Origin of the sequence: Xanthomonas citri pv. citri (assembly GCF_000961215.1) — a bacterium.
In the GTDB taxonomy this organism is placed as follows: Bacteria; Pseudomonadota; Gammaproteobacteria; order Xanthomonadales; family Xanthomonadaceae; genus Xanthomonas; species Xanthomonas cissicola.
Map to the genome: position 1 here is coordinate 2,590,019 of NZ_CP008998.1, position 16,985 is coordinate 2,607,003.

A 16,985-nucleotide genomic window follows, 5' to 3' on the forward strand; every position below is an offset into this window, starting at 1 on the left:
TCATGTGCGTCCCCCCGCCTTCTTGCTGTACTGAGCTAGCAGGTAGGCTTGCGCCGACAGGCTAAGACCCAGTTCGAATCTTGCCAATACGTCCTCTACCGTGTCCTCCGCAGCTAGTTCCCGCAAGGTGCGCTTGTAAAGGCTCTCTACCTCGCCTGTCTCGAAAACATGGCGTGTCAGCTCTGTCACGCTCTCGCCAAAGCTCTCCAGCAGTAGCGGCTCAGCTATCGTCACATTTCCTTCGCGCCGAAACACGAGAACTCGCTTGGCAGGAATTTCCTGGATAACCACGGGCGAGTGCGTGGCGATAACGGCATAGGAGTCGAATTCCTGCAAAACCTGAGACAGCACCAGGAACAAGCTTGCAACTGCGTTGGGATGTAGATGCGTCTCTGGTTCGTCGAACAGCACCAGAGAGTTGGGCTGGATCCAGGCCAGGAGAGCGGTGACGAAGTGAGCGAGGATCGACTGTCCCGAGCTAAGTGACGAAAGGGCAGAGTCATCGGTCGAGTCGCTGCGGATCTCTTCTTCGAGGCTGGCGGTAAGTTGAGCGCCTTGATCTCCCAGGATGGTCTTCATATGACGCATCCAACTGCGCTGCTCGCCTCGCTCGCGGATGCGAACCTGATTCAGCCGATACCTATCGATCAAGGCGCTACGTGACAGGCCGCCCCTGTCGTTGCGAATACCGCAGTACACGTAGCTGCTGGAACTATCCATCGGCGGGCGCTTGAATCGGTCGAAGGCCGAGTAGGAGATCGCGATAATGCGCGTAAACAGGGGACGGCCGCCCGGAAACCGGGCCTCTCGGGCCTCTAGGGCTTCGGCCGATCTACGGGAGATCTGTGCTAGGTCCGATCCCAAGCTGGCTAGGTAGCGGGTCTTTCCGACTGCGTTGCGCCCGATAAGGCCGACGATGCGACCAGGCACCGGATCAGTTGCGCTGAAGTCGAACTCGCCTTCGACCTTGATATCAGCCCCCTCGATCGTGCCGACATAGTCAAACGCTGGCCTCTCGGTGATCTGCTCGCCCAAAGCCCAGGCTCGACCGAAACGGCGGGCCCGCTGTGCGCCGTTTTCCCGCATCATTGCGTTTCGGAACGCAGGCGTCGGCTCGAAGTCGGAGGCGAAGGCCGGGCGCCAAGCGATATCACGCAGCGCGTCCAGCACCTCACCGGCGCGATCACCGAGCGCTTCGTGCAGTTTTTTGTAGAAGTCGTCGTCCTGACCGAGAGACACGAAGGTGTCATCGAGCTCGACGAATTTGGAGGGCAGTTCGGTGTCAGTGGCCACCATCATCGCCTCGCCCTTATCGCTGGTGCGCTGAAGCACTTTCAAGCTCCCGATTCGCTTCTCTGGGGCTCCAGATACGATGAGGATCAGGTGGAACTGAACTCGATGGCCGAAGTCATCCCAATTGTCCGTTCGGAGTACAAAATAGGGCGCGACCGCGCGAGGTAAGGCAGCGCCTCGGCCCAAGACGTGGAATCGTAGTGTGGATGACAAAAGCCAGCCCCCCTTGTGTTATTAGGCGGGCTCTAAGTGCCCGACGAGTGTGGAGCCTGGTTCGCCTCAGCCCCTCGCTGACCAAGCCCGGTTTTTACATGAATCGGCTGTGAAGCGCCAGGTGCTATCAGTGAGGATGAGAGGTATATCTGTATCCGTCCTGCATGCCGCCGTTCGCCTTTTCGGAGGCACCACGGACTTACGATGTCCCCCCCTCTGCACGGGGTACAAGCTGTTCGTTACCGCGAAAGCGTGCAGCGTGACGAGGCTGGTCAGCGACTACATCGTCGACGATCGCTACGACGAAAACCGCGAAGACGAAGACGAAGACGCAGAAACCATCAGGACTTTCATCGCCATTGGCAGTTCCTCATCGCCGGCCCCTGTGGTTGAAACGCTGCTGCCCCATGCCCTGCGCTATGGGAAGCAACCCAAGCTGGCCGACGCCAGCGTGACCCTGACGTTCGATGCAGAAGGGAAACTGGCGTCGGTCACATCCACCTGATCGCCTCCAGCTACAGCGAACCCGCCATGGCCCCCACTTCGGTGCGGGGCCATTTTTTTGCCCGCAATACGGACTGCGGCGGCATCGGATTCCCCTACCACTCCGAGAACTGCTGGCGAGATGCTGCGCGCATGTGTTGCTGACGTCGTCAGCGCCATGCCAGCAGCCGGGATCCCTGGGCTGCCGCGGGATACGTCCCGCGCGATCCACCAGTCCGCTTCGCATCGGTCCGCGGACGAGCGCCTTTCTGGCGCCGATGCCATTTCATCCACCGCCAGCGGGAACTTCCATCCCACGCGGGCTGGACTGCCTCGCGTTTTCAAGGAGTTTGTCCATGTCCCAGCCATCGCGCTTCGGCCAGTTGGCCCTCGCCTATGCCGGCAAGTTGCTGCCGCTGCAGGTGCTGCACAGCGCCGCCGGTCACTACATCGGCACACGTGACTTCGACGGTCCAGTGTCCCGCGAATCGAACGAGTATTTCCGCAGCGAAGCCACTGCCAAGCGTGCGCTGGAGCGCGGTGGATGGTCCCAAATGTCCAATCCCTGATCCGCAGAAGGAGCCTGTCATGAATTCCACTCTCCCTCCGGAGATCGTCGAGCAGCTGGTTCAAGAGCAACGGCATTTCACCGCGGCGCCCGAAGCGTTTTTCCAGGCATGGAAGCGTGGCGCGGAACTTGCCGGCCCCGAATGGTTCGGCGACGGTACGCAGGCAGGGCTACAGCAAGCCACCAGCAAGTGGGAGTTGCGCCCCAACCTACTCGCCGTCGGCGATGCCCTTGGCGTGTTGAGCGGCGGCCAGCGCATGTTCCTCTCCGCGATGGTGAGCTTCTACAACGCCCGCGAGGGTGCCGCCATGCTGAGGCGGTGCAGGTTCGAGGGCCTGGCCGATTTCGGCGGCCTCGATCTGCCACGTCGGCAGGTCCTTGCAGACCTCGTGCTGAACTATGTCGGATGGTAGGCCTGCTCAGCCGCTGCTCCATGGCTTTCTGCTACCACCCCGAGCGCCATGTGTCCTGCCAAGGACCATGGCCCTCTTTTTTTTGAGCTCACCTTTCATCTCCTGACCGACGCCTGACAGCGTCGGTCGCTTCCTTGCGGATGCCATGTCCGCAAGGGCTGGCTCCGCGTCCAACACCAGGAGCCAACCCATGGCAAACAACCACTACGAGGCCACTGGCGTCCTCGTCCTCGACCGGGTGACCCCGGTCATCCGAGCACTGTTCGGCGGATTCCAACTGGATGCCGACTATCCCGGCAATGGCGATGCTTACATCGCTCTCGTTGCCAGCAACCCTCCAAGCTGGGACGACCTCCGCGAGGAACTGGTCGAACTAGCCAAACCCTTGGGCTACACATCTTCCGCCCAGGCTATCCCAGCGGTCGGCGACGTGCTGCAAGTGCTTGCCCGGCACTTCGGCGCTGAAGGCAACATGGCGTTGATGTCCCTGATCGGGCGGGAACAGTTCGATGATGCCGCCGATCTCCATGCGCTGTTCCTGCTCGCCACGTGCTTCGATGACGGGCACCACCTGCGCGAGATCCGCTTCGAGGGCTGCTGGCGCTGCGACAAGCCGCGTCTGTTCGAGTTCGGCGGCGAAGGCCAGTACCTGAGCCGCGAATTCGACGCCCACAGTGCCTCCGGCCATGCCCTGCAACTGGGCCACCTGGTCCGGGAGGCGTTATCGAGCGGCGACTTCGACCAGGGCGCCACCGTCATCGCGCGCGAAGCGAGTCGACTGCTTGCCGGCATCCACAACGCCGCCCATCGCAGGCAACTGCAACGTCGTGTCGTCTGGCATCTGATCGAGGGCCTTTGCGCTGACGGGGAGCAGTAACCCCAAAGATTGCGCCTCCGATTCGCCGTCGGCATTTCCCCAGCAGCCATGACCTACCAGGCTGCGGTGCGGCTCGCCGCACAGGTCATCCCTCATCGGGCGCGTCCTGCGTCCTTCCACGCCAACCCACAAGGGATCTTCCTCCCTTGCGGGCGGAAGTCCCTTGGATTTCTCAAGGAGTCTTTCATGGATACCCAAGCCATCCGCGCACAGATGCCGACACTGGTGTGTGGCCACGTGCCCTCCAACGTCCACCGATTCAAGTTCCAGATCTTCGACGGCGAACCCAAGGTCTCGATCCTGGGTCTTGCCGTCGATCCGAAGCCCTTCGATGGCAAGGTCATTGCTAGGACCGACGAGGCGATCGTTGTCAAAACGGGCCGTGCCGAGTTCGCAGTGCTCGACCGGACCCTGGTGACCGAAGTGCCCGATGAAGGCGCCAAGGTACATGTCGAGCCCTACGCCAGGCGCCGCTTCGATGGCCTTCGGGCAGACACACCGCAAAAGCGGATCGAACAGACATCCGACGGACACGTCTATTCGGTTGAAACGACGGTACTGGGCTCCGCGCCGGCACCTTTGCCCATTCCGAAGCCCCGCTGCCCAGAGCTGGCCGCGCTAATCGAACAGCTGGAGCAGTTGCCGGCACCGGGCGGGTTTCGTCGCATCACGCACATGCTGGTCGATGCGGGTGCCCGGGACTTCACCTGGGTGGATCCAACGCCCGCCCACATCATCCAAACGCCGCCGGCCATCGGCTTCACTGTCTCCACGGGGAAGTTCGCGGGCGACGTTCGGGTGCTGTACGACCGAGCCGCGGACCAGTACGTGATCGAACTGCACCGTGATGGCGAATGCGTCGATCGCACCGAGGACGTGTTCTTCGACGACCTCGGCCAGGTTCTGGAGCGGCTGATCGACGACGGCAGTTGGCGCCGCATTCAAGTGCGGCGACTGCCTTGATCCCCACCCCACCGGTCGGGGATGGCTTCCTCGCTTCCATTTTCAGGAGTCCAGCATGTCCATTCGATTCCGGGGCACCGATCTGCGCCCTGTCCTTACCGAAGCCCTCGCTCAGCGCTGCAAGCTCGTTCTGGTCAAGGACCAGGGAGTGTACTGGCTCGCGGAGCACGGTGAACGCTGCGCCGATGGGCGCCAGAAGCTGCTCGCCTACGCGATCGGCTGCCACCCCGACGTCGACGACTTCGACGCGTGGTGGCACCTGGCGCAGGGTGAACTCGGCGGCGACGACTTCGCCGAGTTCTTCGATCCCGGCCATGCCGTATTCAAGCAAGTCCTCCACGGCGACTTCGATCTGAGTCTCTCGGCCACAGACCAGCTGCTGTCCGTGCGGGCGATCCCGTCGACCGATCCCCACCGCTGACACAGCGCATCAACCCAGCCCCCGCCATGCGGGGGCTTTTTTTTTTTCACGATGACTCCAGTACCGCAATTCGCTGGACTACGCCAAGGCTCGATACAGCAGGTTTATCAATCACTTAGGCGAGTTCAAGATATGCCGGTGCTTTCCGAAACTTGACCCGGCTTCCCCTCGCGTGGCTCCCATGCGGCTCCCGGAAACCGGGCTTTCCGAGGAGTCATCATGGCGAAGATCAAGCTCACCAAGTCCGCAGTCGATGCGGCACAACCCCAAGACAAGGCCATCGAACTGCGGGATACCGTGGTGCCTGGCTTCCTGTGCAAGATCACACCGGCGGGCCGCAAGGTGTTCATGCTCCAGTACCGCACGAACGCCGGCGAGCGCCGCAAGCCCGCCTTGGGCCAGTACGGAGAACTGACGGTCGATCAGGCGCGCACGATGGCGCAGGAGTGGCTGGCCGAGGTGCGCAAGGGCGGCGACCCCAGCGCAGCCAAGAACGCCGCCCGCAAGGCACCGACCATGAGGGAGTTTTGCCATACCTTCATGGAGGACTACTCCAAGCAGCGTAACAAGCCCAGCACGCAGCGCGGCTACCAGGGCGTCATTGACCGTTGCATCATCCCGATCATGGGCCGGATGAAGGTGCAGGACGTGAAGCGCCCGGACGTGGCCGCGCTGATGAAGAGGCTGGCCTACAAGCAGGCCGAGGCGAATCGCACCTTTGGCGTGCTGCGCAAGATGTTCAACCTGGCCGAAGTGTGGGGGCTGCGCCCTGACGGCACGAATCCGTGCCGCCACGTCCCGATGTACCCGCCCGGCAAGGAAACTCGGCTCATCGTGGATGACGAGTTGGTACGGATCTTCCGTCACCTGGAGCATCTGGAAGCCGAGGGGCTGGAGAACTACGTCATCCCGCTGGCGATTCGCCTGCAATTCGAGTTCGCCGCCCGTCGCTCCGAAATCTGCCCGCTCGAATGGGCATGGGTTGATCTGGAAAACCGCCGTGTCGTCTGGCCCGACAGCAAGACCGGCGGCATTTCCAAGCCTATGAGCGAGGAAGCCTATCGGCTGCTGTCCACAGCGCCGCGCCGGGAAGGTTGCCCCTATGTCCTGCCGTCGCCGAATGACCCGACCCGGCACATGACCCACGGCGAACACTACGGCGGCTGGACGCGCGTGCTGAAGGCTGCTGGCGTGCCGCACGTTGGCACGCACGGTATCCGTCACCGAGCGACGACCGATATTGCCAATTCGGGCGTTCCAACCAAGGTGGGCATGAAGCTCACAGGCCACAAGACTGTGGCGATGTTTATGCACTATGTTCATACCGAGGACAAGCCGGTGCGGGATGCGGCCGAACTGGTGGCGAATCGGCGGCTGGCAATCACCGGGGCTTCCCGCTCTATGGAGGCAACAGCATGAAAAGGAAGATGCCTACGGCGGCGGGGAAAAGCGCCGCCTTACCGGCTGGCTATGCCGGCATCCACGGCGGCATCGTGGAACTGCTGGATGCGGCGCGCCAGGCAGCGGCGCGCAGTGTCAATGCGCTGATGACGGCCAGCTATTGGGAGATTGGCCGCCGGATCGTCGAAGCCGAGCAGAAAGGCAGGCGACGGGCCGGTTACGGTGAACAGTTGATGGAGCGGCTGTCCGCCGATCTGACGGCCCGGTTCGGGCGTGGGTTCGGCGTCAACAACCTGGAGAGCATGCGACGTTTCTACCTCTCATACTCCCAGCCCGAGATTTCCCAGACAGTGTCTGGGAAATTGGGAAATGAGTCGCCTACCGAGAAATCCCAGACAGTGTCTCGGAAATTCGACCTCTCCGAACTGGCCCAGGTCTTCACCCTGCCGTGGTCGGCCTATGTTCGGCTGCTCTCGGTCAAGGATGACCATGCCCGCCAGTTCTACGAGACCGAGGCGCTGCGCGGCGGCTGGAGCGTGCGCCAGCTCGACCGGCAGATTGGAAGTCAGTTCTACGAGCGCACGGCCTTGTCCAAGGACAAGGCCACGATGCTGGTCAAGGGTTCGGTGGCCAAGCCCGAGGATGCGGTCACACCCAGTGATGCGATCAAAGACCCGTATGTGCTGGAGTTCCTCGACCTCAAGGACGAGTATTCAGAGTCTGATCTGGAAGCGGCCTTGATTCAGCGACTGGAAGATTTCCTGCTGGAACTTGGGGAAGGCTTCTGATACGCCCAGGATTTCCTAGACATCTCAAGGCCATGGAAAATGGCTGATTCGGAGGTGTCCATGAGCAGTAAGCGGTATACGGATGAGTTCAAGATCGAGGCGGTCCGGCAAGTGACCGATCGTGGGTTCAAGGTGGCAGAGGTCGCCGAGCGACTGGGTGTCACCACGCACAGCCTGTACGCTTGGCTGCGCAAGTTCGGCAAGCCCGGCGTAGTACAGCGCGCTGAGGCGGACCAGAGCGCCGAAGTCCGGCGGCTGAAGATCGAGTTGCGCCGGGTGACGGAGGAGCGCGACATCCTAAAAAAGGCCGCCGCGTACTTTGCCAAGGGGTAAAGGCAAAGTACCTCTTCATGCAAGTCCACCGCGAAGAATTCAGGGTGTGCGCGATGTGCCGGGTTTTGCGGGTGAACCGGGCTGGATACTACGCGTGGCTAAAGTCGCCCGACAGTGAACGCGCCAAGGAAGACGAACGCCTGCTGGGGCTGATCAAGCACCACTGGTTGGCCAGCGGCAGTGTCTATGGGCATCGCAAGATTGCCAAGGATCTACGCGATCTGGGTGAGCGTTGCAGTCGCCATCGGGTGCATCGATTGATGCGCACCGAGGGACTGCGTGCCCAGGTGGGCTATGGCCGCAAGCCGCGCTTCCATGGCGGAACGCCGTGCAAGGCGGCAGCCAACCTGCTGGATCGACAGTTCGACGTGACCGAGCCGGACACGGCCTGGGCGAGCGACTTCACCTTCATCCGTACGCATGAAGGCTGGATGTACCTGGCTGTGGTGATCGATCTGTTTTCCAGGCAGGTCGTCGGCTGGGCGATGCGCGATCGAGCCGATACCGAGTTGGTCGTGCAGGCCTTGCTGTCGGCGGTGTGGCGGCGCAAACCCAGCGCTGGTTGCCTGGTTCATTCGGACCAGGGGTCTGTCTACACCAGCGATGACTGGCGCAGTTTCCTGGCGTCCCATGGCTTGGTGTGCAGCATGAGTCGGCGTGGCAACTGCCACGAGCGCGAAGCCTGCCCTTGGGGCACAACGCACCGGTGGAGAGCTTCTTTGGTCTGCTCAAACGCGAGCGGATCAGGCGGCGGATCTACCCCACCAAGGACGCCGCACGCGCCGAGGTGTTCGACTACATCGAGATGTTCTACAACCCACAACGCCGTCATGGTTCAACTGGCGACCTGTCCCCTGTAGAGTTTGAACGGCGCTACGCGCAACGAGGGTCTTGAGTGTCTACGGAACCCTGGGCGTATCAAAATGAATGATTATATCATTCATCTATGAGAACTTTTGAATCGCGTTTCCTACGCAAGTCTGGGCCTTGGACCGGGGTCGCTGCTGTCCTGGTATCACTGATAGTCCAGAATATTGGTGCGGCTTTTGCCAAGCAGCTTTTTTCGACCGTCGGTGCGGCGGGCATGACCGCCTTGCGCATTGGTATCGCTGCATGCCTTCTGATCGTTATGAGGCGGGCTTGGAGGCGAATGCCCACAGGCAGGCATCTGCCTGTGCTCCTCGTCTATGGCAGCATGCTCGGGCTGATGAACGTTCTGATCTACCAGGCGTTCTCACGAATCCCCATTGGCATCGCTATCGCTATTGAGGTCCTGGGACCTCTGTCTGTGGTGCTTTGCGGTGCTAGGCGTCCGCTGGATCTGGCGTGGCTTGTGGCGGCTGGTCTTGGCCTGTGGCTGCTGTTGCCCATCAGCACCAACTCGGTTTCGCTGGACCCTGTCGGCATCGCTTTTGCCGCGGGTGCTGCTGGCGCCTGGGCGCTATATGTTGTGTACGGCAAGCAAGTTGCCCGCTTTCCCGAGATGGATGCCGTTGCATGGGGAATGGCTTTGGCTGCTGCCATCACCGTTCCGCTCGGCGCATGGTCGGCCGGTTCCATGCTGCTAGTCCCATCAGTTCTTGCAATCGGACTGGTCGTGGCAGTCTTATCCAGCGCGGTGCCTTACACCTTGGAAATGTGGGCTTTGCGTCGGCTCTCAACAAGTCTGTTTGGTGTATTGCTCGGCTCGTCTCCTGCCGTTGCTGCTCTTGCGGGTTACATCATATTGGGTGAGACATTGTCCAGTGTGCAATGGATGGCAATTGCGTCAATCTCGATTGCCGTCATGGGCAGCACATTAACTACAGGCGAAAGAGATTAGCTTTGTCTCAGAGGCACTACGGCATTGGGCTCTGACCGATCTCGCAAAAGGTACTTGTATTGCCCGCGATCGAGGGATTTCGGAAGGTCACAGCAACTCGGAACACATCATAGAGGTCACCGAAGTAGCGTCGCGCACTATGCCGCAGCGTCAATCGTACGTGCAGCACTTGGGCTGCGCGTTGCGAGCCAGCACAGGATCGAGCCAGCGCAGACCATTGTCGCACCTTGCCAAAAGGTCAGCGGCAACGGCGTGCGCAACACCAGTGCGGCCAACGCTGCCGAAAACACCGGGATGAAGTAGGATGCGCCCACCAGAATCGTCAGGTTTCCTCGCAGGATGCCCACGTTCCATGCGGCATACCCGAAACCCATCGCGGCTGCCGCAAGCACCAGGTAGATGATTGCCTGCGAGCTGAACGTCATGGTCTCCCCGCCTATGAGCAGGAACTTGAGCCACAGGGTCAGTGCCGTGAGCATGAAGAACAGCGTGACGGCATTCTTGCCTTCGGCGATCCGAACAGTGACGGTGCAATAGCCGGCCCAGATCAGTGCGCCTGCCAAGGCCAGCCCATAGCTGAAGGGGTTGGCCTGGACGTTCCCGAGCATTCCCACGAGATCCAGCCCCTGGTTGCCGCCGAGCACCCAACAGATGCCGGTGATGGCGACAGCGAACCCAGGAATGATCAGCCAGGTCGCCTTCTGCCTGTTGAAAAGGATGGCAAAGACTAACGTCAGCGCAGGCCACAAATAGTTGACCATGCCTACCTCGATGGCCTGCCGGCCAGTATTGGCGTAGCCGATTGACAAGGCCAGGCACAGCTCGTAGGCGACGAACAGCACGCCGCCCCAGAGCAGGTAACGCCGCGGAAGCGTGCTGATTCGGGTTGGTCCGATGGTGCACCACATCAGCACAGCCGCCACGCTGTAGATCATGGCGGCTCCGCCGGTCGCGCCAAGGTGTTGGCTTACACTGCGGATCAGGCCGACGACAGCGCTCCACAGTAGCACGGCCATCAGACCAATCAGGGTGGCATTCTTTCTAGTCACTGCAATCAACTCAGCTAGGTTTTGATGGCCGCTTGCTGCGCTGTACCAGAGAGAGAATGACCTCGTACAACTCGTCGCAGGCTTGGTGGTGCGTGATCTCGCCGGACACGGCCGCGGCCGAGAGTGTATCGGCCGCGCCGAGCATGGCCCACAAGCCTGCCAGCGGCAGCCCCTTGGGGCCGGCGACTGGTGCCAGCGCCGTCCGGCACTTTTCCAGGAAGTCCTGCTGGCATTGCCGCTTGAGCACCGCCAACTCTGGCGAACCGTCCAAAGCGGCCAGCACGCCCGGGATTTCCCGGCCTTCGGCCAGCACGCAGTCGATGTAGCTCCGTGCCAGTACGCAGGCCTTGTCTTCCAGACGGGGTTTACTGGCGGCAATAGCCGCGTCGATGACCTGCCGTTGGCGCAAGTCGAAATCCCGATACAGCGCGGCCAGCAGCCCCTGCCGCGTGCCGAAATGGTCATAGACCGTGGGCTTGGTGATGCCGGCCGCCTCGGCCAGCCGACCCAGGCTCAGTGCATCCGTGCCTTCCTGGTGGGCCAGCTGTCTCGCTACATCCAGTAATTGCGCCAGCCGCTGCTCCTTCGTCAGACGCTTGCGTGGGCCGGTTTCAGGACTCATGGTGCTTGCTGGTCCGTCTGTTCGGGAAGCTCGCGTCCGACGCGGCGGGCCGTATCGAAATGCGTCTGAGGAAAACCCTCGTCGGCTTCGGTCAGCAAGTGGGAGGACACCACGCGTGCGCCACAGTAGCCGAAGATGCCGTGCTCGATCTGCGTCTTCATCGCCGTGGCATAGCCATGCTTGTCGTAGGTAGGTTTGCCAGAGGCACCGATGGCGACCAAGTGCACCGGTAGGCGTTTCAGCAGGCCGCCGCTCGTTTCGCTGTAGGCCCAGCCGCCGGTGAACACCCGGTCGATCCATCCCTTGAGCGTGGCGGGGAAGGACCACCAATACACCGGAAAGACCAGCACCAACGCATCGGCGCGTTCGATCCGTGTCTGCTCTGCCAGCACGTCGGCGGGGGGCTGCCCCTGGTTTCGAAACAGTGCGAGGTCGGCCGGGTTGTAGCGCGGATCAAAGCCTTCGGCAGCCAGGTCTGCGACTTCGAAGGTGTGTGCAGCGCCGGCGTCCGCGATGCTCTTGGCGATCTCGGCGGCGACTCGATGGGTGAGTGATCCCGGTTCGGGATGCGATACGACGATCAGTGCATGCATGGTGTTTTTCCTTTCAGCAAAGCGAATGACGATTCTTGATTCGATTCATGTGAGGCATCGGCAGGACGCTCAAGCGGCGCAGGCCACGCCGCTTCTGGGGGCTGTCTCGACCTTGAGCGCGGTGCGCACGGCGGGGCGCTCGGCGATACGCGCCAGGTACCGCTGCACGATCACGAAATCCGACAGATCGAGGTCCACCAGCCTGGCCCAGTGGGTGACCGTGAACAGGTACGCATCGGCCACGCTGAATTGCGCTCCGTTGAAGTACGGCTGCTGGGCCAGGATGCTTTCGATGTAGGCGTAGTGCTTGCACAGCGCCCGCGCAGCCTTGTCCTTGGCTTCCTGCGTGGCGGTTGAGCTGAACAGATAGTCGTAATTCTTGGGCAGTTCGGTGGCGATGAAGTTGAGCCGGCTTTGCAACTGGTAGCGCTCGAAAGTGCCGTTGGCAGGTGCGAGCTGTTTCTCGGGAGCTTGATCGGCGATGTACTGGATGATCGCCACGCCTTCGGCCAGGCGCTGGCCTTCGGAGGTCTCCAGGAAGGGTACATAGCCCAGCGGGTTGATCGCGTAGAAGTCGGCCCCATCGGGCAGTGTGTGCGTCTTCAGATCGACCACGACCAGCTCGTGGTCCAGGCCGGATTCCAGCAGAACGATATAGGGGGAAAGAGCGCAGGTGACGGGGCTGTAGTAGAGCTTCATGGAGTTCTCATGGATGACCAGACGGCGTTGATGTCAAGCGCAGAACTGCACTCGATGCACCTTACATACCAATTGTAGAATACTTTTGGTATGTAATCCCTTGCTGGTTGGCCGGTCAGGACGCCATGCCTTTCTCCTTGGACGCTATGCCAATCTGGTGATTGGTATTTCTGCCAGTCCTCTCTATGGGGTTGACCGCGATGCCCGCTGCAACGGCTCACCGTTTAGCTCAATGCCACGCCCTGCGTGCTTCACCTATCCGCAAGAGTGAACCCCTCCGCGTAGGGATCGGAGGGATCCAGGCCGAGCTGGCTCAGGCCGGAAATCCAGGCTTGGCCGGCGATGCTGGGCACGACTGCGGGATAGTCGCCGACATTGCTCATATCCTCGATTCCGCACTCGAAGCGGCTACCGATAATGGATTCGTGCACCAGGGTGTCGCCCTTTGCAAGCACGCCTTTGGCATGCAGTGCGGCAAGGCGGGCAGAGCTTCCTGCGCCACATGGCGAACGGTCACAACGTCCTGGCGACACGATGGTCGTGTTTCGAGAGAAGAACTTTCCGTCCGCACGACTCAGCGGGCCGGTGAACTGAGTCATCGTAATCCCCGGCATATCGGGGTTGCCTGGAAAGGCGACATCCAGTTGCTCCGCGGCGGCTGCTTTGATCTTCTGACCGTATTCACACAACTCGCGCGCTTCGGCAGGAACGATCTCGAAACCCAATGACGACGCATCGACCAAGGCGAAGGTCATGCCACCGAATGCGATGTCGGCGCTCACGGTGCCAATGCCCGCCACTTCCACTTTCGCATCCAGGTGGTAGACGAAAGCAGGCTGGTTCACCAGTTTCACGCGGGTGACTTTGCCATCTTTGCAGTCGCAGCGAACCCGGATCAGGCCAGCAGGCGCTTCGAGCACCAAGTCCGTGATGGGCTCCTGCATGGGCAAGATTCCGGTTTCCAGAAGCACGGTCGCCACGCAGATGGTGTTGGAGCCGGACATCGCGGGGTATTCCGTGGCCTCCAGGATCACGAATCCCATCGACGCCTCGGGATGGCTGGGGGGAAGAATGATGTTCGCGTTGTGCCAGGTGGCGCCGCGTGGCTCTTGCAGAACCAGCTTGCGGATATCGTCACGGTGCTGTTCGAGATAGAGCTTCTTCTCGAACATCGTTGTACCGGGGATGTTCCCGACTCCGCCGACGATGACCTTGCCCACTTCCCCTTCCGCGTGGCAATCCACGACGGAAAACTGCTTACTCCAGCGCATGACGTCTCCTTTCCAGTCTTCGGTTATCTCTACTTCCGCTGCCTCTATGCCTGCTACTCGACCTCGAAGATCGCTTGGATCTCCACGGGCGAGGCCACTGGCAGCGAGGCGGCGCCCACTGCGGCCCGGGCATGCTTGCCTCGTTCACCAAAGACCTCGACCGTTAGGTCCGAGGCCACATTCAGCAGCTTGGCGTGATCGGCATAGTCGTTGGTGGTGTTGAACAGGCCGGTCAACTGAACCGTGCGCCGAACTCGGTTCAGATCGCCACCCACGGCATCTTTCAGCACCGCCAGCACGTTGAGCATGGTGACGCGGGTAGCTTCCTTGGCTTGATCATCGCTAACGCCCGCGCCAACCTTGCCCGCATGCACGATGGCACCATCCTTCAATGCCACCTGATTGATGAAGACCAGATTGCCAGAGCGTGCAAAGGGGGTGTAATTACCCACAGGCGCAGGTGGCGGCGGAAGAACGATGCCTTTCTCGCTGAGAGCAGTGTTGATATCGACGCGGCGAGATGCCTCAGTGCGTGCCGTCGGCTGGGGACGAACGCATCTCAGTGCGAGTGCTACCTTCGCGAAATGGCTGCCTTGCAGCCGCGCGACCTGGCGCTCGCTGGGACTCGGCCTCGGACTGCCTTTGAGTCCGGCAAGGCTGGTCGCGCCAAGGATGGTATTGCCCTGTGGAATCGTGTTGTCGACCGCTTCGGCGCCACGAATCCCGTTGGGAACCAGCACCATGCCGTGGGCCGCCAGGCTGTTCCTGAAGGATTGAATCGCCAGCTCGTTGCCAGCCCCGCTACCGGCAGACATGAACACGGTTGCGGGCACGCCTTCGAGTGCGTGGCGGGTCCACAAGTCCACTGTTCCCGCAAGAAACGCTCCGATGGCAGGACTGGGATTGGCGAAGTAGACGGGGGAGCCGAATGCAATGCCGTCGTAATTCGTCAACTCCTGCGTGGTGGCGACAGGGATGTCTTTCAAAGCAGGCTTGTCGGAGGCACGCACCTGCTTGATGACAGACTCGACCTCTCCGATGCTTTGGATTCCCGCCGCAACTTCCTTGGCCAGTTCATAGGTTCCTCCGTTCTCGGAATGGATCAGAACGAGGATCTTTGCTTTTTCTTGCGCCATCGCGGTCGCTCCCATGAAAATCAGCGCAACCAGCAGCATCAAACGCTTCATATTTGATCGTCCAAGTGACCGGCCAAACCGCGCCATAAAGGATGAAGCCACGCCTCTTTCGGGGCTCGGCATACCGAGCGCGTTTTGGCATGGGCAGACGGATTTCAGTTGTCGCGCGTCCAACCGATCCGATAGATGCGGCCGGTCTGCGCGCCCTCTACGCTCTTGGCGTAGCCCAGCGCCGCATCAGCGGCGGGTGCGGCTTTGACGCCACGGAAAAACGGCGCGTAAGAAGGCAGCGCCTCCTCGATCACGGTCGGACTGACGGCATTGATGCGAATCCCACGCGGCAACTCGATGGCGGCGCTGCGGATAAAGCCGTCGATGCCGCCATTGACCAACGCCGCGCTCGCGCCTTGGCGAATCGGGTCATCGTTGAGCAGCCCGCTGGTGAGCGTGAACGACCCCCCATCGCGCACCTGCTTCAGGCCGAAGAGCACGAGGTTGACCTGGCCCAGCAATTTGTTGCGCAGGCCGATCTCGAGTTGTTCGGCCGTGAAGTCCTCCAGCGGCCCGAAGTGGACCTTGCCCGTCGCGCTGACCAGCGCATCAAAGGAACCGACTTCCGCGTAAAACCGGCGAATCGAATCGGGATCGGCGATATCGACCTTCACATCGCCGCTGTTGCGGCCGGCGCGGATGATTTCGTGGCGCTGACCAAGTTCGGCGTCAATCGCTTTGCCGATGGTGCCCGTGGCGCCGATAAGGATGATCTTCATGGATAGCTCCTTTACTCTAAGTTGACGTTTCAAAATGGATTCTGGCTTGGCATCATGCGCGGCCGATCTGGCGGTCCCGGCCTGCCAGCAGGCCCATGAAGACGGCGATCAGAGCGAGGACGACGCATACGCCCAAGGGCACACGCCATCCACCGAGCGCATCGTGCAGGGCCCCCATCGCCATTGGTCCTGCTGCGGCCAGCAGATAGCCGATCAACTGCGACATGCCGGACAGCGTGGCCGCTTGGCGCGCATCCCCGGTACGCAGGCCAATGAAGGTCAGGCCGAGAATGATGCCGGCCCCAGTTCCAAGCCCGAACAGGATCGACCAAACCAGTGCCAATTGCGGTGCCACCATCAGGCCCAGCAAGGCAACGACAGAGAAGCCGGCCACTGCCGCTGCTGGAAGTCTCTGGTCGCGCCTGCCACGCAGCAGCACGGCCAAAAAGAGTCCGGGTACGGCCGTCGCCAATTGCAGGACACCGTGCAGCGAACCGGCTTTCGCCGGCGACATTCCCGCCTCAATGAGGATCGTGGGCAGCCAGCCGATGGCGATGTAGTAGATCGTCGAATTCAGACCGAGAAACAGCGTGACCTGCCATGCCAGCGCGGAGTGCCAGACCGCGCCACCATGCGGTGGCGAGGGCGTACCGGGAGGGGGAGCCGTGTGGCGACCCAACTGGGTCGTCCACACCGCCAGCGCCGCCAGGGGCAGTACCAGCAAGGTGGCGAGCGCACCGTTCCATCCCAAGGAATGCGCCAGCGGAACGACCACAGCCGAGCCGAGCGCGGCCGCGATTCCCATGGCCAGCGCATAAGCGCCGGTGAGTGCAGCGATGTTGTGGGGGAAGTCGCGCTTGACCAGACTGGGCAGCAGCACGTTGCCCGCCGCGATTCCCATGCCGATGAGGGTCGTGCCGACGTACAGGCACCAGACGGCACCGGCAGAACGCAGGGCAATGCCAAGAGCGATCGTCACGAGGGCGCCGAACAAGGTGCGTTCCAGCCCGTACTCGCGGGCAAGTAGTGCACTGACGGGGGACAGCAGCGCGAATGCGAGTAGCGGCAAGGTGGTGAGTGCGCCCGCTGCCGTGGTGCCAAGGCCGAAATCCGCTTGGATCTGTGCCAGCAGCGGTGGCATCGCCGTGATCGGGCCACGAAGGTTGGCCGCGATGAGCAGGATGCCAATCAGGAGGGCCGCTTGGGTAGCGCCGTTGGAGCGGGACAAGGTATGCATTTCACAACGTCTATCGGGGCAAATACGGGAATA

Annotated in this window: 18 protein-coding genes and 1 pseudogene; 10 read left to right on the forward strand and 9 right to left on the reverse strand. The window is 61.5% G+C overall.

What is annotated here, in order from left to right; genetic code table 11:
* On the reverse strand, nt 1-1,332 hold the full coding sequence (locus AMD14_RS11700; protein WP_015463226.1) for an AAA family ATPase: 1,332 nt from the start codon (nt 1,330-1,332) through the stop codon (nt 1-3).
* A 433-nt stretch (nt 1,333-1,765) separates the two neighbouring features.
* Between AMD14_RS11700 and AMD14_RS25315 the strand changes: the two genes are divergently transcribed.
* The 10 genes and pseudogenes from AMD14_RS25315 (at nt 1,766) to AMD14_RS11760 (ending at nt 9,575) form a co-directional block, all read left to right on the forward strand.
* Nucleotides 1,766-2,011 carry a hypothetical protein gene (locus AMD14_RS25315; RefSeq protein WP_015463227.1) on the forward strand — a complete coding sequence of 82 codons (246 nt, stop codon included), beginning with the start codon at nt 1,766-1,768 and terminating at the stop codon, nt 2,009-2,011.
* Nucleotides 2,012-2,345: 334 nt separating this feature from the next.
* Nucleotides 2,346-2,558, forward strand: a complete 213-nt coding sequence (locus AMD14_RS11710; RefSeq protein ID WP_015463228.1) for a hypothetical protein — start codon at nt 2,346-2,348, stop codon at nt 2,556-2,558.
* 19 nt (nt 2,559-2,577) lie between these two features.
* The gene (locus AMD14_RS11715; RefSeq protein ID WP_011051427.1) at nt 2,578-2,970 is read left to right on the forward strand and encodes a hypothetical protein; all 393 of its coding nucleotides are present in this window, start codon (nt 2,578-2,580) and stop codon (nt 2,968-2,970) included.
* A gap of 190 nt (nt 2,971-3,160) precedes the next feature.
* Nucleotides 3,161-3,847 (forward strand): hypothetical protein, encoded by a 687-nt coding sequence (locus AMD14_RS11720; RefSeq protein ID WP_015472214.1) that lies wholly within the window; start codon nt 3,161-3,163, stop codon nt 3,845-3,847.
* Between the two features lie 186 nt (nt 3,848-4,033).
* Complete coding sequence (locus tag AMD14_RS11725; protein ID WP_015463230.1) at nt 4,034-4,810, forward strand: hypothetical protein; 777 nt, start codon at nt 4,034-4,036, stop codon at nt 4,808-4,810.
* A gap of 55 nt (nt 4,811-4,865) precedes the next feature.
* Nucleotides 4,866-5,231: a DUF3085 domain-containing protein gene (locus AMD14_RS11730; protein ID WP_011051430.1), complete on the forward strand. Its 366-nt coding sequence runs from the start codon at nt 4,866-4,868 to the stop codon at nt 5,229-5,231.
* A 219-nt stretch (nt 5,232-5,450) separates the two neighbouring features.
* Nucleotides 5,451-6,650 carry a tyrosine-type recombinase/integrase gene (locus AMD14_RS11735; RefSeq protein ID WP_011051431.1) on the forward strand — a complete coding sequence of 400 codons (1,200 nt, stop codon included), beginning with the start codon at nt 5,451-5,453 and terminating at the stop codon, nt 6,648-6,650.
* Entirely contained in the window at nt 6,647-7,420 is a 774-nt protein-coding gene (locus AMD14_RS11740; RefSeq protein WP_015463231.1) for a PDDEXK nuclease domain-containing protein, read from the forward strand. Before AMD14_RS11735 ends, AMD14_RS11740 begins: the two co-directional genes overlap by 4 nt.
* Nucleotides 7,421-7,480: 60 nt before the next feature.
* Nucleotides 7,481-8,648: pseudogene (locus AMD14_RS23400) on the forward strand (IS3 family transposase).
* A gap of 51 nt (nt 8,649-8,699) precedes the next feature.
* On the forward strand, nt 8,700-9,575 hold the full coding sequence (locus AMD14_RS11760) for an EamA family transporter (protein ID WP_040107628.1): 876 nt from the start codon (nt 8,700-8,702) through the stop codon (nt 9,573-9,575).
* Between the two features lie 137 nt (nt 9,576-9,712).
* Here the strand turns inward: AMD14_RS11760 and yddG are convergent, their stop codons facing one another.
* The 8 genes from yddG to AMD14_RS11800 all read right to left on the reverse strand — a co-directional run bounded on the left by yddG (nt 9,713) and on the right by AMD14_RS11800 (nt 16,952).
* Complete coding sequence (gene yddG / locus AMD14_RS11765) at nt 9,713-10,591, reverse strand: aromatic amino acid DMT transporter YddG (RefSeq protein WP_015463234.1); 879 nt, start codon at nt 10,589-10,591, stop codon at nt 9,713-9,715.
* Between the two features lie 43 nt (nt 10,592-10,634).
* Nucleotides 10,635-11,246: a TetR/AcrR family transcriptional regulator gene (locus tag AMD14_RS11770; RefSeq protein WP_011051435.1), complete on the reverse strand. Its 612-nt coding sequence runs from the start codon at nt 11,244-11,246 to the stop codon at nt 10,635-10,637.
* The gene (locus tag AMD14_RS11775; RefSeq protein WP_011051436.1) at nt 11,243-11,839 is read right to left on the reverse strand and encodes an NAD(P)H-dependent oxidoreductase; all 597 of its coding nucleotides are present in this window, start codon (nt 11,837-11,839) and stop codon (nt 11,243-11,245) included. Before AMD14_RS11775 ends, AMD14_RS11770 begins: the two co-directional genes overlap by 4 nt.
* A gap of 69 nt (nt 11,840-11,908) precedes the next feature.
* A complete protein-coding gene (gene gstA / locus AMD14_RS11780) occupies nt 11,909-12,538 on the reverse strand; it encodes a glutathione transferase GstA (protein WP_011051437.1) in 630 nt (209 codons plus the stop codon).
* Nucleotides 12,539-12,789: 251 nt separating this feature from the next.
* Nucleotides 12,790-13,809, reverse strand: a complete 1,020-nt coding sequence (locus tag AMD14_RS11785) for a proline racemase family protein (protein ID WP_011051438.1) — start codon at nt 13,807-13,809, stop codon at nt 12,790-12,792.
* 53 nt (nt 13,810-13,862) lie between these two features.
* The gene (locus AMD14_RS11790) at nt 13,863-14,996 is read right to left on the reverse strand and encodes an NAD(P)H:quinone oxidoreductase (protein ID WP_045714585.1); all 1,134 of its coding nucleotides are present in this window, start codon (nt 14,994-14,996) and stop codon (nt 13,863-13,865) included.
* Between the two features lie 104 nt (nt 14,997-15,100).
* Nucleotides 15,101-15,715, reverse strand: a complete 615-nt coding sequence (locus tag AMD14_RS11795; RefSeq protein ID WP_015463237.1) for a short chain dehydrogenase — start codon at nt 15,713-15,715, stop codon at nt 15,101-15,103.
* Nucleotides 15,716-15,767: 52 nt separating this feature from the next.
* Entirely contained in the window at nt 15,768-16,952 is a 1,185-nt protein-coding gene (locus tag AMD14_RS11800) for an MFS transporter (RefSeq protein WP_011051441.1), read from the reverse strand.
* Nucleotides 16,953-16,985 lie beyond the last annotated feature (33 nt).

What these genes read in the sequence shown, in the direction of transcription:
- gstA (WP_011051437.1), bottom strand. Translation starts at nt 12,538, where the DNA reads ATGAAGCTCTACTACAGCCCCGTCACCTGCGCTCTTTCCCCCTATATC.
- AMD14_RS11730 (WP_011051430.1), top strand. Translation starts at nt 4,866, where the DNA reads ATGTCCATTCGATTCCGGGGCACCGATCTGCGCCCTGTCCTTACCGAA.
- AMD14_RS11735 (WP_011051431.1), top strand. Translation starts at nt 5,451, where the DNA reads ATGGCGAAGATCAAGCTCACCAAGTCCGCAGTCGATGCGGCACAACCC.
- AMD14_RS11760 (WP_040107628.1), top strand. Translation starts at nt 8,700, where the DNA reads ATGAGAACTTTTGAATCGCGTTTCCTACGCAAGTCTGGGCCTTGGACC.
- AMD14_RS11770 (WP_011051435.1), bottom strand. Translation starts at nt 11,246, where the DNA reads ATGAGTCCTGAAACCGGCCCACGCAAGCGTCTGACGAAGGAGCAGCGG.
- yddG (WP_015463234.1), bottom strand. Translation starts at nt 10,591, where the DNA reads ATGGCCGTGCTACTGTGGAGCGCTGTCGTCGGCCTGATCCGCAGTGTA.
- AMD14_RS11795 (WP_015463237.1), bottom strand. Translation starts at nt 15,715, where the DNA reads ATGAAGATCATCCTTATCGGCGCCACGGGCACCATCGGCAAAGCGATT.
- AMD14_RS11720 (WP_015472214.1), top strand. Translation starts at nt 3,161, where the DNA reads ATGGCAAACAACCACTACGAGGCCACTGGCGTCCTCGTCCTCGACCGG.
- AMD14_RS11785 (WP_011051438.1), bottom strand. Translation starts at nt 13,809, where the DNA reads ATGCGCTGGAGTAAGCAGTTTTCCGTCGTGGATTGCCACGCGGAAGGG.
- AMD14_RS11740 (WP_015463231.1), top strand. Translation starts at nt 6,647, where the DNA reads ATGAAAAGGAAGATGCCTACGGCGGCGGGGAAAAGCGCCGCCTTACCG.
- AMD14_RS11710 (WP_015463228.1), top strand. Translation starts at nt 2,346, where the DNA reads ATGTCCCAGCCATCGCGCTTCGGCCAGTTGGCCCTCGCCTATGCCGGC.
- AMD14_RS11790 (WP_045714585.1), bottom strand. Translation starts at nt 14,996, where the DNA reads ATGAAGCGTTTGATGCTGCTGGTTGCGCTGATTTTCATGGGAGCGACC.
- AMD14_RS11775 (WP_011051436.1), bottom strand. Translation starts at nt 11,839, where the DNA reads ATGCATGCACTGATCGTCGTATCGCATCCCGAACCGGGATCACTCACC.
- AMD14_RS11800 (WP_011051441.1), bottom strand. Translation starts at nt 16,952, where the DNA reads ATGCATACCTTGTCCCGCTCCAACGGCGCTACCCAAGCGGCCCTCCTG.
- AMD14_RS11715 (WP_011051427.1), top strand. Translation starts at nt 2,578, where the DNA reads ATGAATTCCACTCTCCCTCCGGAGATCGTCGAGCAGCTGGTTCAAGAG.
- AMD14_RS11725 (WP_015463230.1), top strand. Translation starts at nt 4,034, where the DNA reads ATGGATACCCAAGCCATCCGCGCACAGATGCCGACACTGGTGTGTGGC.